Here is a 13,712-nt window from a genome sequence, read left to right as displayed (position 1 = left end):
CATGTCTTTTGAAATTCTAACTTTTAGTTTTATGCATAGAGCATTAATTTCTGGTATTGCCATTGCAATTCTTTGCTCAGTAGTTGGATTGTTTCTAGTTTTGAGACGTTATTCATTATTTGGTGATGCAATTGCTCATTCCTCATTTGGTGGAATTGCATTAGGATTACTTGCAGGTGTATATCCACTATGGACAGCATATGGAGTTTCAATAGCTAGTGCATTAATTATAACAAAAATCAAAGATAGATACAATATTTCTGGAGATGCATCTATTGCAGTATTGTTATCTTCAGGCATAGCAGTTGGCCTTGTAATTATCGGGTTATCTGGAGGTTTTACAATTGATATCTTTAGTTTTCTCTTTGGAAGTATTCTGCTTGTTAGCGTAGATGATACAATACTGATCTTGGCATTAACTGGTATAATCTTAATTGTAATTTTGATACTCTATAGACAAATTCTCTATTCTACATTTAATGAAGAACAAGCTAAGGTTAGTGGAATTCCTGTAGAAAAAATAAATTATTTGATTGTGTTTATGGCAGGAATCACTGTAGTTACATCTATTCAACTAGTAGGAGTATTATTAATTTCGGCTTTGTTTGTAATTCCAAATGTTACTGCAATAATGTATGGCAAAGGATTCAAACAAACTGCAATTATATCAATGAGTTTTTCAATATTTTCAGTTATTGTAGGAATTTTAGTTTCATACATCTTTGATATTACCCCTGCAGGAACTATTGTATTGATGGCAATTGGTTTACTTGCAGGAACTATGGGAATAAAATCTGCAGGATTATTGTCTAAGAATTGATCAAAGAATTTAATCTTCTTTTATCTTGTATACTCTTGACATAAAATAATGATGTCGCAATAATTCCTAAAGCAATCAATGGTGATGCAAATTCGGTATATTTTATTTCAATAATCTTTGATGATTCTATTTGTGATGGAATTACTGGAATTTCTGTAAGTTTAACTGTTCCAATTTTATTTGATTGTTGTTCAACAAACCATACATTATCATTTCCATCTGATGTCATAAATTGAATAAAAGATGTTTCAGTTGGAACAGGAACTTCGATCAAGTTATTGTTATCAGGATCATATGATCCAATAGAATCAATCGTATGTTGTGCAAACCAAATATTTCCATATCTGTCAAATGTCATTCCAAATGGTAATGCTTCATCATTGGGAACTGAAATTCTCTCAAATGTCTCTAGAACTGGGTTGAATCTGGTAATTGCCAAGCCAGTATGCTCAGCAATCCATAGATTTCCATCCTTGTCAAAGAGCAATGCCTCAGGGCCCTGCAAAACTGTATCAGTTGAGATTTCAGTTAGTTTGTTATTATCAGGATTAACGTATCCAATTTTTCCTGAACCAGTACTAGTGTACCATATTTTTCCATTATCATCAAGTGCTAAAGCAAATGGTAGATTTTCTCTTCCTGGTAGTATAATTTCTTCAAATTCATCATCTTCTGGTAAATACTTTACAATTCTATCTTTGTTGACTATGGTAATCCAGATATTTCCATCAAAATCTGCTTTGATAAATAGTGGTGTATTTTTTGAAATCACTGGATCTAGTTTTGGAATTATTTTTGTTGTGATTTGTTTTGTTTCAGGATCAATGAATCCAATTTTGTTTGCTCGTGTATCTGTAAACCAAATATTCCCTTTATTGTCTTGTGTTAGAAATGTTGAAGTTAATCCATCAAACATATATGAAGAAAATTTTTCTGTTTCAAGTGAAAATTGCCATAGTCTAGGAGCTGATGCATCACTTAGCCAAATTGAATTTCCTCCATCATATAATGGGAAAAGCGGTTTTGCATCTTCTGGTAAATCATATTCAATTATCTTAGTTTGAATGTCTGCTAGTCTAGGTTTTACAAGCAAATTCAAAATTATTGATTCATTTGCATTTTCATTTCTTAATGCTTCAATCTCTACTAGCCATTCTCCAGAAAATCCAAATGTTAATTCCCCTTGAAATTCAGTTAGTCTATTTTCATCTTCTTTGATAATCTCCATTGGGATTTCAATTGGAGCTATATTTCGTGATGGATTTGAAACCTTTACTTTGATTTCTTCAGAATCGTAAATTGGCTTTCCTTCAAAATTACTTGCTTTAACTATGACTGTATTTGTGCCACTAGAAAATGGAGAAATATAGATATCAAATTTTACATTCTCAGTAAATTCTATTGTCTTAAATCCATAGACAATCTCTTGTGCATCAACCTTTTGAATTTCACCTGCAGGTAATGTTCCATTAGTTAGTAATGCAACTACTCCCAGAAGAATTATTCCTAATACTGCATCAACTTTGAGTGATCTCTTTAATTTTTTATGAACTAAAATTTTTCCAGTTGAAAAATTCTTTTCAGCATTTTTTTGCACTTTAAGCTGGAAAAATCCTCCTAATGCTATCATGATTGTTGCAATCGCAATTTTCAGAATTATTAATTGTCCATATACTGATTCTGTTATTAGTCCTACATCACTTTCTAAGAACCACATCAGTGTGGGTCCTGTAATGATTACAATTCCTAATGCAATGATAAATGCAATTGAAAATCTTGGAATTAGTACCAAACTCATTTTCTCTCTTTTTGATTCTTTAAGTTGAGAAAATGTTGGCAACAATGTAAAAACAAAATAGAATATTCCACCTATCCATAATGCCGCCACTAAGTTGTGAATGTAATCTAGTACTATTGCTGGTATTTCTCCACTAGCTGCCCCATGTCCAATTAGACTTGTAGTAGCAATTAATGCAAGTGACATGACAAGCAATGGAATTTGATTCTTTTTTGATAGAACTTTTTTCCTGTCTAATCCAAACCAAATTACTAGTAAAATTATTGTTATTACCATCCTGATTAACCAAATATTTCCAAAATCAGTTTGAATTGCATTTAATAGAGATGTTTCTAATCGTATTGTCTGTACTGCAATCATCAAAATATCAGAAACAAAAACTAATCCTAAACCAATACCAGTTAATGACATAAATTTTCCATGATGAATATTTTCAATCTTTTGTAATTCTTCTTTGATAGATTGTTTGTTTTGTGTTCCCCAAATGAATAGAGATGCAATTACAACTCCTAAAACAATCGTTTGACCTACTAATCCTGGAAATCTAGCACCTGCTTCAGGTAAAAATACTAACTCTGATGGTCTTTCTATTCCTAACATGGAAGGATCGATAATCACATCTCCTACTGCAAACAAGAATGCCCCAGGAACAAGATGTCCATCAACTTTGGATAGGACTTTGGTTGTTGCAGTATAAACTCCGTCTTCTAATGGAGGTGTTGTAACAATAAGTGATAACTCTCCTTCATAGTAATTGGTATCTTTGTTATCAATCTGATTTCCATTATTGTCAAACACTCTAAGCTCACTAAAGTTTATGTCAACTGGTTCTGAAAAAAATACAATTACTTCTGTGGTTCCTGCTGGTGCATTTGTTTCCAAGCTTGGAATGGTTTGTTCTGTAAAAGGATGCGCTGCTGCAAATGGTAGTGATATGGATGATAAAACAAACAAAAGTATCAGTAATCTTCTCATTTACACTTCAAATCATACTTGATAATTTAAACAGTTTTCAAATTATTCGAGATTTGTACCAAACCACGTAAAGATAATAACATGTTATTCTAAATTGATTATAGTGAAGATTCTGCTTTTTGTCTTTATTGGATTGTTATTTTCAATTGGGATGATTGTTCCCTCATTTGCCCATACTACTGTTCATGTAGAACAATATGAAATCGAAGCAGGATGGGGAATTGAACCTCCTGTTGTAGGAATTAGAAATGATCTAGTTCTGAAAATCATTGAACGAGGAGAAAATGAAGGTTCATTTACAGGAATAACAAGTGCTTTCAAAAATGTTGATGCGACTGTAATGTTTGGAGGCGCATCTAAAAAAATTGATATTAATTCTGATCCTAAACCCGGATACTATTTTTCTCCGATAATTCCTACTAAAACTGGAACTTACATGGTAGAACTAAAGGGAAATCTTCACGGTACTCTAATTGACATTAAAATTCCAGTTGAAGATGTAGAATCTACTGCAGTCTTAGATTTTCCTCCAACATCAGGCGGAGGTGATACTGACATTGCCGCATTAAAAAATGCAATTTCTTCACTACAGCAAGATGTTTCTAAACTAAATTCTGGCGAAACTAAAGTTTCTTCTGATGGTGGTGCAGCTTATGACTTTGCAATATTTGGATTATCAATTGCTGGAGCAGCTATAATCTTAGCGATAATTGCTTTAGTAAAAAGAAAATAGAAAAAGAGGAATTCCTAAAATCTTGGAATGACTCTAGATTTTGCAGTTACTGCTACGATGCTTATGATTGCAACAGCTAGTATCATCATTGCAATTGTTCCAAATTCTGGGACAACCTTTGAGAATACTATTTCTTCACCAATAGGTCCTGTTTTAGGATCGTCAACACCATAACCTTGGAAGGTAATAGTAATGTCTACTGGATCAGAAGAACTTAGTGGTGCTGTTGTATGCATACCTGATCCTTCATGATGATGTGCTCCCATGTCATCTAGTACTGTTTTACCATTCTGTGTAACAGTAATGTCATGATTGACATGTTCTGAATCTTCAAATTCTACATGAACTTCCATCATCTCACCTGCCATTGGTTCTGTAGTCCATACTGAAACTTTTGTTCCATCAGACATCATACCAGTTGCAGATGCTTGTGTCATCAAGTGACCTGCATCGTCCATGTGATCATCACCATGATCGTCAGTTGCTTCTTCAGCTTCTACTTCTTGTACTATAATCAAACCTTGCATCCAAGGATGTACCATACAGAAGTATGGATATTCACCTACAGTATCTGGAGTCCATTCGTATGAACCATCTATCATTAGTAGACTTGTATCAAATACACCATCTGGTCCGCCATCTGGAGTTCCTGATGTGAATGTATGTGCTGCACTGTCAGTGTTTGTCATAATTACAACACCACCAACATCTACTGTTGCAGTACTTGGAATGTAACATCCTTCTGCTGTATCTTCACAACCTGGTGCACCAGAACCTGGTGCTGGAACGATTGTGACTTCTGAATGATCTGCAAAGGCAGCTGGTGTCATTGCGACAATACCTGCTGCAATAGCAAATAGTACGAAGAAAGAGCTAATTGCTTTAGTCTTCATTAAAGAAAATACTTGTCTGGATACATAAAAACCTCACTGGAATTTTCATAAATGGTACTAATTTTTTCTAAATTGGTACAACTTTAGAATTCCCAACACTGGAATTCCAATATACATCCCAACATTTAGCATAATTATAGAAATACCATATCCCAACATTTCTTCTTCTGAATCAATATTGACATGATTAAGCAATGACAATGATGATAACATTGGTGTTAATCCTACCTTTACAATTTCTTTGAAAACCTGATTTTCTCTTTCAAAATCAGCTATGCTGGGTGAAAATGAATAATAGAGTTGATTAAATCCACTCATAAACATAGTTCCTGATTCTGTTGTTAAGACCGTATTGTCTCTAAGTTCTCTGAGTTGTTGAACTTGTGGTGCAAGTTCTGAACCAAATGCTGCTGTTGCAATTAAACATCCTCCATTTTCTTCAGGTGGAACGTCTTTTGTTGGTTGAGCGTGTGCTTCACCTACTATAATGTCAAATGATACTGCTTCTTTAGGAATTGGCTGAAACAAAATACCTTCAATCTCAAAGTCCATTGTATACACACCTTCTCCTAGATTGAATTCAATTGGAATTTTAACAGAACCAACAGATGTGTGAGTTAGTGGTATTGGTCCAAATACTCTTTCACCATCTTTAGATACAGAAATTGTATAATCAATATGCTCTTGAACTTTTTGTGTTTGAGGATTTAGAAAATCAATATTGATTTTTGTTTCAACATTAGGTTCAATTGGATCATGTGATAGTTTTACATCTAGTGTTCCTTTTTCTGTAGGTAAAACTTGTGATTCAGCAAATGCTGGTATGATTAATAATGGAATCAGCAAAAATGCAAGCAAAATCTTCATACATTAAACTTGAAAACCTGAAATAAAAATTGTACTCTATTTTTCAAATAAAAAAAAATTCCTACGCATAGAAATCCTGTACCATATTTAAATATGGAATGAACTCAATTTCAACATTGTATAACAAGTTTGCATTATTCATTTCAATTATTGGTATTTTTTCGATTGCCACTATTCTTCCTGATGCATTTGGACATGGGCTTGGCGGAGATCAAGCTGAACCGCTATCATTTGGAGATATGGAGGTAACTGTTAGAACGCAACTGAGTCCATCTGATATTACAGTTGGAGAAATTGATTCTGCTAATATGCAAGTACGTTTTTTTGATACTTTAACTGATAAGAATCTTGAAAAAGTGACATATAGAATAGAAGTTTGGCAAAGTGGTGAACTTTTAGCTAGAAATTTGTTTTATGATATGGATGGAAGACTAGATGTTAAAATCAAACCACAGTCTAGTTGTAATAAAGATAATCTTCATGAATGTTCAATTTATGGTGGATCTCAACATGTTAGTGCCCCTGGCGCTTTATATGTACAAGGGGCATCTTGTACTGATGAGAATTTAGATATCTGCGCAAGACCTTCAATCACGGGTCCAATATTTGTAAAAGGTGGATTGTACAAGATTAGGGTAGACATTGAAGCTGCCACTAGTCCAAGAACAGTACTAGCTAACTTGTTAAGTTATGAGACTTTTGTAAGTGTTGCACAAGAACAAAACTTTTCTTTCCAGACCGCAAATGCTGAAGAAGTTCCAGTTGTTATAAAGACATACTATGATGATGTTGACAATTTCAAATTCGATAAATCCGATAATTCAATTTCGTTTGACATGCCATTTGATTGGAGTCCAGATTATGTTAACTTGGTACAAGTAGTACATGAAGAAGTACGAGTTCCAAAAACATTTGCACCGTATGCAGAAGGAAAACAATTCAAAGGATATGTTAATGGTGTTGAAATTGATCAGAGAGCATTACTGAATGATCCATACTCATATGATGATACAAACATTGTTCATTTCTTAATTACTAAAAATGACTTAGAAAAAATTAATGCATCACTTGGCCCTTCAAACTATGATAATCAAAAAATGGACTTGAAATTAGTTCCATTAGCAGAAACTACAAAAAGTTCTACCGAATTTTATCTTGTAGATACCAAAAACTATGAAAAAGTTCCAACAACTGTTAACATAGCTTGGGATGGAAAATATGGAGCTAATCAAGAAATTCCGTTTGAATTTACATTCTTTGATGAAAATAGAGATTTAATCAAAGATGTAAGATATGCTTATGTTGTTTTAGATGAATTTGATAAAGAAATTGCCAGAAATGATGGAGATGATCCAGATAACCCAGGAATAATGTCTATTGAAGGATTAGACATTCAAAGAATCTATGTTCCATCTCAGGGTCAAATTCGAGTTGATATTCTAGTTTATGGAACAGGATTAGATTATGATCCAACCTATGCTGGAATTGGCTCTGCAATTATTGAAATTGGTCCTGGTTCTACTACTATCCCTTCAGTTCCTGAAAAAGCACCAATTCCTAGTTGGATTAAAAACAATGCAGAGTGGTGGGCAGCAGGACAAATCGATGACGATTCCTTTGTGCAAGGCATTCAATATCTCATTAAAGAAAAAATCATGAAGATTCCACCAACCACTCAAGGAACTGGTGGAACCACAAATAACATTCCTAGTTGGATTAAAAACAATGCAGAGTGGTGGGCAGCAGGACAAATCGATGACGATTCCTTTGTGCAAGGCATTCAATATCTAATCAAAGAAGGAATTATGAAAATTCAATCATAGGTTTTTAAATAAATTCTGTTAAGTGTTAGTATTATGAAAGACATCAATGACATCATGCCAAAAATTCCAAACATGAGATGGGGAGCTTTGATGAACAAAGCACCAACAAGTGAAAAAGTAAAAGAGATGAATGAAATTTTTCCAGACAATGGAAAATGGCATACTGTATTTGAAGAGCAAGATCAAATTACAATCGATGGAAAAGAAATACGCAAAAAAGATCCAAACAAGTGGACATAGCTTGAAAAGTTTCTTCTTATTTGCTATTCTAATATTTCTCTCTGTATTTGTATTTGATAGTGCATTTGGTCATGGTGTAGGCAGCGAAACTTTTCCACCTGTTGTTCTAAATGGAAAACAAGTTACTCTAGAAATTTCATCTTCAAAAAATGATCCTGAAAAAAATGATGATCAACAAATTTCCATTTCAATGATTGATTTTGATTCTAAAATTACATTACGTGATGTTACATTTTTAATTAAATCTTATCGTGGTGAAACTTTTCTGTTTGAGCAAGAATTCAAGGCAGATAATGGATTCATAGTTTTTAATTTTGTATCTGAAGATTCTGATACTGTTGTAATTGAAGAAGTTTCAGATAATGGACTTTTTGGCTCTTTACTAGGATTAGAAAGCAGAATGATTAATGTAAAAGGACCAAAACTCAGTGAAGGTGGCTTATACAAATTCGATATTAGTATACTTACAGCTGATGGTTATTCCCAAAAATTAGCAGAACCCCTTATCTTTAATGCTGGAATATCTGTTGCTCAAACTACTACACACAATTTTGTTGATCCAAATTTTGGTGAACAAACTATTGATATAGTTACATACTATGATGAAATTTCGGATTTTAATTATGATTCTCACTCAAAAGAAATCAGTTATTCTATGCCTTTTGAGTGGAGCGAATCTAACATCAATCAAACATCCGTTGTTCATGAAGAACTTGTAATTCCAAAAACATTTGGTGATTTACTAGTATCTGGATTTTCAATGTATGTAAATGGAATCAAGTTATCTGATGATGTTACAACTATTGATGATTTTTTCTCTGATGGACGTGTAGTTCATTTTATTATTTATCAAAAAGAACTGCTAAACATATTTGAAAATGGCTCTAATCAAAACCAAATGAATTTTGTGATAAAACCTGATCGTGATTACGTTCATTTGAGCTCAGTTACAGAAAATGGACAATTTAGAATTCTAGTAACTATGGAACCTGAAAATTTAACATCAAATTCTAATGCCAAGATAATTTTTGATATAACTGATATCTTCTTAAAGAACAAACCTGTTTCTACAACTTATGATTTTTCAGTTACCCAAAATGAAAAAATAATTTTTGAGCAAAGTGGAATTAGTACAGATTCTAAAGATAAACATAACATTGCAGAATTTATGGTTCCTCAAAATATCTCCGGAATTGTCAATTTGAATTTTTATAATTTAGACAATAATGATCTTGCAAAAACTATGATTCCCATTGTAATTAATAGAGTTACAAACCAAAATGAAATTTTGATACCTGATTGGATCAGAAACAATGCATTGTGGTGGTCTGAAGAACAAATTGATGATAATACATTCATTCAAGGAATAGAATATCTGATAAAAAACAATATCATTGTAATTCCTCAAACACAACAAGAAACAACAGATGTTCAAGAGATTCCATCATGGATCAGAAACAATGCAGAGTGGTGGGCAGCAGGACAAATTGATGATAATACCTTTTTTCAAGGACTGGAATTTTTAATCAAGAAAGGAATCATTCATGTTTGATCGATACTAGTTCGAGAAATGAACCAGTCGCTTTAAATGAATAATTGAGTAATTATCATTACTTTGTTTAGGCCTGAAACAATTCTTGAAAGAAAGTCAACTCTATTTTCAATTGTAGTTACTGGTGTAATCGCAATTTTGGCTTTGCCTATCATTGTTCCACATTTGTTCCATGGGTATCATCTTGCTCATATTTTCTTGCATGTTGGAGGAATCACACTTGCAGTATTCATTACAGTTCTTGCAGTATTTGCATACTATAGATTGAAGACTAAACGACTCTTACTAAGTGCAATAGCATTTGCAAATTTTATTGGGGCTGAAGTTGTTTTACTAGTTGACGCCACTTGGCCAACTGTCTTTGATCTTGATATGATGTCGATTTCTGAGGTAGGACATTTATTGACATTTGTGACATTAGGATTATTGGCATTAGGAGTGTTTAGAAATGACTGATAGAGATATACAAATTCAACAAATCATAGAACAAAATCCTGGAATTCAATTCCGTGAAATTATGCGTTCATCTGGATTAAAAAATGGAGTACTCAGTCACTATCTTGGAAAATTAGAAAAAAACGGAATCATCAAAGCTCATCGCGGTCCACGACAAGTAAGATTTTATCCACCACAAATTACTGAATCTGAATCAATTGCAATCAAAGCTTTGCGAAAACAGACTCCTCGTGATTTGCTTCTAGCATTAATAGAAAATGATGGATCAGAATTTTCTGAATTAGTTAAGGCAGTTAAAAAATCACCATCAACTGTTTCACTATATCTATCACAACTTGTAGATGATGAATTAGTAGAAATAAAATTCATCCATCTCAAAAAAAGATATCATATTAAAGCAAGAGATATCATAGATAAATTAATTGAAGACTATAGACCAAGCATACTTGAGAAACCAACCTCTGGGTTTGAAGATATTTTCAACTCCTTCTAGAATTTCACAACTAATCATTCCTATGTTTTTAGGATTATTCATTCTTCTGTTACTTCCTACAATTGCATATGCTGATATTTTCATACCTGATAGTGAATATGCTGGATATTATGATTATGAAGGAGTTTATACTGTTGTTGGAAATGTAAAAAATCAAAATGATTTTGCATTAATTCCAATAATTACAATATCTGTTATTGATAATGATCAGAAAAAAATTACTCATACATTACATCATGTACCTATACCTGCAATGACTGATATTCCATTTAAATTAAAATTTCCAGAAATTCGTGGTGATAATCCTGTCTTGCTAAATGCTGAATTAGATTATTCTAAAACCAAAAAAGATTCTGTCCCTATACAAATTATCTATGATAAAACTCTGATTACTCATGAAGATGGTCATGTTACTGGTAGAATAACAAATATTGGAAATCACACAGTATACAATCCTAAAATATTTGCGATTGTTCATGGCTATGAAAAATATATTTTAGATGTTGCTCAAAATATAAAACCAATTGAAAAGATTGAGCCAGGGCAAATACTGAACTTTACAATATATCCTGATCCTTCTGTATCTGAACCTGTTCGTTTCTATTCATGTTTTGCACCTGTTGATACTACTGTGATTCCTGTAACTGCAAAGAAAAATGGCGGTGATTTTGATTTTAGATATGATTCAGGTGCATGGTATTCTGCTGCAAAGTTTGATGAGAAAGGAACAACGATGAGTATTCGTGGGTATAACAGCTATCCATTAGAGACGTATGCCAATTTTGAATTTCCTCCAATTTCAGGAAATGAAAAATTCTCTGTAACCCTAAATGATGAACCTGTTGATTTTATTCAAAGCATAGATGAGATGGGATTTTGGCATGTAGCATTTAATGTGGGTCCAACATCACAAGGTACACTCAAAATTTCAGGTTTTGATAAAGGATTACCACCTGAGATGCCAAAAATTCCTCAATGGATCAAGACTAATGCTAATTGGTGGATAACAAACCAAATCACTGATTCAGAATTTCTTGAAGGAATTGACTTTTTGTTTGAAAAACAAATTGTTTCTGTTCCTGAACGAGATGTAATTTCAGAATCACAATGGAAAATCCCATCTTGGGTAAAAAATTCTGCAGGATGGTGGTCTGAAGAAAAAATTACCGACGATGAGTTTCTAAATATAATTGAGAATCTTGTAAAGAGAAAAATAATAATTGTATAGAAAGTTAAGCAACTATTCTATATCTACCGTAAATAACATATGCATCAATTAGTAACAATCCTATCGAAGCAGCTATAAACCAATCTCTAATAGTTGAATATTCCATTTCATATTCAAGATTAGAACTTAGAGTGAAAAATATTTCATTGAGTGTTTGTTCATCAAGTGATTTGTAATAGTTTCCACCTGTCTCTTGTGCAATTGTAACAAGTGTATCTTCATCTAATTGTGCATATTGTGGTTCTCCATAGATGTCATCTCTTAGATAAACTGGTTCAACTGAACCTAAACCAATTGTATGAATTTGAACACTGTTAATCTTTGCATAATCTATTGCTTCTTCTGGTGTTATTAGTCCTGAATTATGAACACCATCACTTAGTAAAATTATGATACCTTTTTTGTCAGGAATTGATGAAGCCATATCAATTCCTAACGCTAATCCATCACCAATTGCAGTAGCTCCTTGACCCTGTTCAATTGATGAAATTGCATTTACAGTCTTTTCTTTGTCTGGTGAAAGATATGAGATTGTGGTAGCTCCTGATTCAAACAAAACAACTCCAACATTGTTTTGTTGACCAATTTTTGTTACCAAATTACTAATTGCACCTTTTGCAGCATCTAGGCGTGTAGGTGTATAATCTGAGGCTGCCATACTCTCTGAACCATCTAAAACTATGCTCAAATTGATGCCTTTTTCAACTGATAATGTTGGAATCTGAGGATTTGCCAATCCTATAATGGCCAATCCTAGAATTCCCATCATCAATACAAATGGCAAATGTTTTCTTAGAAAATTTTTCCCCATAATTGATTTTTTCACAATTTTTAATGAACTGAATTTTAGAATTGATTCCTTTTTTTCAGAGTTATACTTTGAATATAAAATGTATAGTGCAGGAATTACCAAAAGCAAAAGCAATGCATAAAGAAATTCAAACTCAATCTGCATTAGTTTCTACCTCTTTTTTTGCTTCTAACATATCGATTAAATGTTATATCAAATGATTCCTCATTTGAAAGACTAAGAAAATCAATTCCCATCTTTCTCATCTCAAATTCATTTTGTTTTCTTGTTTCTTTGATTAGATTAGAATATTCTTTTTGAAATTTTTTATCCGAAGTATTTACAAGAATTTGTTCTTCTGATTCTGCATCTTCTAAATACACATGACCCATTTCAGGAATTTCTGTCTCACGAATATCAGAAATATTGACAAGAACAATTTGATGCTTGAATTTTAATAATTTTAATGGTTTTACAAAAGAATCTGAAATAAAATCTGAAACAATAAAAACCACACTTCTTTTCTTTAGATTTTTTTGTAATTCAGAAAGTGATTTAAAAATATCAGTATGCGTACTTTTTGTTTGATAATCTAATAATTCTTTAAGAATTTCCATCATGTGTCTTTTTCCTTTTTTAGCTGGAACGAATTTTTCAAGTGAATCTGTAAAAAGACCCATTCCAACCCTATCATTATTTTTTAATGCTGAAAACATTAACGAAGCTGCTACTTCAAAACCTAATTCCTTTTTACTTTTAATGTAACCAAAATCATTAGATGCTGACATGTCAATTACTACAAAAACATTAAGTTCTTTTTCTTCAACAAACTCTTTGACAAAAAGATCATTATACCTGGCTGAAACATTCCAATCAATTCTTCTTGCATCATCACCTGCCGCATACTCACGAACTTCAGAAAATTCTATTCCTCCACCTCTAAATCTAGATCTATAGGCGCCAGAATCCATACCTTCAACTAGATTTTTAGTCTTAATTTCCAGATCTTTGACCTGCTTTAGTAATTCAGAAAGTTGACTCATT

13 protein-coding genes are annotated in these 13,712 nt (G+C 32.6%); 8 read left to right on the top strand and 5 right to left on the bottom strand.

The annotated features are described in order from the left end of the window. The first annotated feature begins 31 nt into the window (after positions 1–31). Positions 32–820, top strand: coding sequence for a metal ABC transporter permease (locus ACW9XA_RS02885; RefSeq protein ID WP_457763083.1), 789 nt, complete (start codon positions 32–34; stop codon positions 818–820). Here the strand turns inward: ACW9XA_RS02885 and ACW9XA_RS02880 are convergent. Then, a complete protein-coding gene (locus ACW9XA_RS02880) occupies positions 810–3,593 on the bottom strand; it encodes a copper resistance CopC/CopD family protein (protein ID WP_457762914.1) in 2,784 nt (927 codons plus the stop codon). The genes ACW9XA_RS02885 and ACW9XA_RS02880 overlap by 11 nt on opposite strands. Positions 3,594–3,696: 103 nt before the next feature. On the opposite strand from ACW9XA_RS02880, the gene ACW9XA_RS02875 reads away from it, so the two are divergent. Further along, positions 3,697–4,326, top strand: a complete 630-nt coding sequence (locus tag ACW9XA_RS02875) for a hypothetical protein (protein WP_457762913.1) — start codon at positions 3,697–3,699, stop codon at positions 4,324–4,326. 14 nt (positions 4,327–4,340) lie between these two features. Here ACW9XA_RS02875 and ACW9XA_RS02870 read toward each other — a convergent pair whose 3' ends face one another. Continuing rightward, positions 4,341–5,219 (bottom strand): PEFG-CTERM sorting domain-containing protein, encoded by an 879-nt coding sequence (locus ACW9XA_RS02870; RefSeq protein WP_457762912.1) that lies wholly within the window; start codon positions 5,217–5,219, stop codon positions 4,341–4,343. A gap of 57 nt (positions 5,220–5,276) precedes the next feature. After that, entirely contained in the window at positions 5,277–6,086 is an 810-nt protein-coding gene (locus ACW9XA_RS02865) for a CFI-box-CTERM domain-containing protein (RefSeq protein ID WP_457762911.1), read from the bottom strand. 116 nt (positions 6,087–6,202) lie between these two features. On the opposite strand from ACW9XA_RS02865, the gene ACW9XA_RS02860 reads away from it, so the two are divergent. The 6 genes from ACW9XA_RS02860 (at position 6,203) to ACW9XA_RS02835 (ending at position 11,878) form a co-directional block, all read left to right on the top strand. Further along, the gene (locus ACW9XA_RS02860; RefSeq protein ID WP_457763082.1) at positions 6,203–7,909 is read left to right on the top strand and encodes a peptidase; all 1,707 of its coding nucleotides are present in this window, start codon (positions 6,203–6,205) and stop codon (positions 7,907–7,909) included. Positions 7,910–7,942: 33 nt separating this feature from the next. Then, positions 7,943–8,149, top strand: coding sequence for a hypothetical protein (locus ACW9XA_RS02855; protein ID WP_457762910.1), 207 nt, complete (start codon positions 7,943–7,945; stop codon positions 8,147–8,149). Then, complete coding sequence (locus tag ACW9XA_RS02850; protein WP_457762909.1) at positions 8,106–9,701, top strand: peptidase; 1,596 nt, start codon at positions 8,106–8,108, stop codon at positions 9,699–9,701. The genes ACW9XA_RS02855 and ACW9XA_RS02850 overlap by 44 nt, the downstream gene beginning before the upstream one ends. Positions 9,702–9,764: 63 nt before the next feature. Further along, entirely contained in the window at positions 9,765–10,157 is a 393-nt protein-coding gene (locus ACW9XA_RS02845; protein WP_457762908.1) for a hypothetical protein, read from the top strand. Continuing rightward, positions 10,150–10,650 (top strand): winged helix-turn-helix transcriptional regulator, encoded by a 501-nt coding sequence (locus tag ACW9XA_RS02840; protein WP_457762907.1) that lies wholly within the window; start codon positions 10,150–10,152, stop codon positions 10,648–10,650. Before ACW9XA_RS02845 ends, ACW9XA_RS02840 begins: the two co-directional genes overlap by 8 nt. Positions 10,651–10,672: 22 nt before the next feature. Next, positions 10,673–11,878, top strand: a complete 1,206-nt coding sequence (locus ACW9XA_RS02835) for a peptidase (protein ID WP_457763081.1) — start codon at positions 10,673–10,675, stop codon at positions 11,876–11,878. Positions 11,879–11,882: 4 nt separating this feature from the next. Here the strand turns inward: ACW9XA_RS02835 and ACW9XA_RS02830 are convergent, their stop codons facing one another. Together ACW9XA_RS02830 and ACW9XA_RS02825 are read right to left on the bottom strand one after the other, a co-directional pair. Further along, entirely contained in the window at positions 11,883–12,833 is a 951-nt protein-coding gene (locus ACW9XA_RS02830) for a vWA domain-containing protein (RefSeq protein WP_457762906.1), read from the bottom strand. Next, positions 12,833–13,711 (bottom strand): DUF58 domain-containing protein, encoded by an 879-nt coding sequence (locus ACW9XA_RS02825; RefSeq protein ID WP_457762905.1) that lies wholly within the window; start codon positions 13,709–13,711, stop codon positions 12,833–12,835. Before ACW9XA_RS02825 ends, ACW9XA_RS02830 begins: the two co-directional genes overlap by 1 nt. Position 13,712: the final 1 nt, after the last annotated feature.

The sequence above is a fragment of the Candidatus Nitrosopumilus sp. bin_6a genome (assembly GCF_054095695.1).
Note: the sequence above shows the minus strand (reverse complement) of the source record. Positions and strands in the feature narration are given on the sequence as shown.

Coding starts and splice junctions, on each gene's coding strand:
- ACW9XA_RS02885 (WP_457763083.1), top strand. CDS start 32: ATGCATAGAGCATTAATTTCTGGTATTGCCATTGCAATTCTTTGCTCA.
- ACW9XA_RS02880 (WP_457762914.1), bottom strand. CDS start 3,593: ATGAGAAGATTACTGATACTTTTGTTTGTTTTATCATCCATATCACTA.
- ACW9XA_RS02870 (WP_457762912.1), bottom strand. CDS start 5,219: ATGAAGACTAAAGCAATTAGCTCTTTCTTCGTACTATTTGCTATTGCA.
- ACW9XA_RS02865 (WP_457762911.1), bottom strand. CDS start 6,086: ATGAAGATTTTGCTTGCATTTTTGCTGATTCCATTATTAATCATACCA.
- ACW9XA_RS02855 (WP_457762910.1), top strand. CDS start 7,943: ATGAAAGACATCAATGACATCATGCCAAAAATTCCAAACATGAGATGG.
- ACW9XA_RS02850 (WP_457762909.1), top strand. CDS start 8,106: ATGGAAAAGAAATACGCAAAAAAGATCCAAACAAGTGGACATAGCTTG.
- ACW9XA_RS02840 (WP_457762907.1), top strand. CDS start 10,150: ATGACTGATAGAGATATACAAATTCAACAAATCATAGAACAAAATCCT.
- ACW9XA_RS02835 (WP_457763081.1), top strand. CDS start 10,673: ATGTTTTTAGGATTATTCATTCTTCTGTTACTTCCTACAATTGCATAT.
- ACW9XA_RS02830 (WP_457762906.1), bottom strand. CDS start 12,833: ATGCAGATTGAGTTTGAATTTCTTTATGCATTGCTTTTGCTTTTGGTA.
- ACW9XA_RS02825 (WP_457762905.1), bottom strand. CDS start 13,711: ATGAGTCAACTTTCTGAATTACTAAAGCAGGTCAAAGATCTGGAAATT.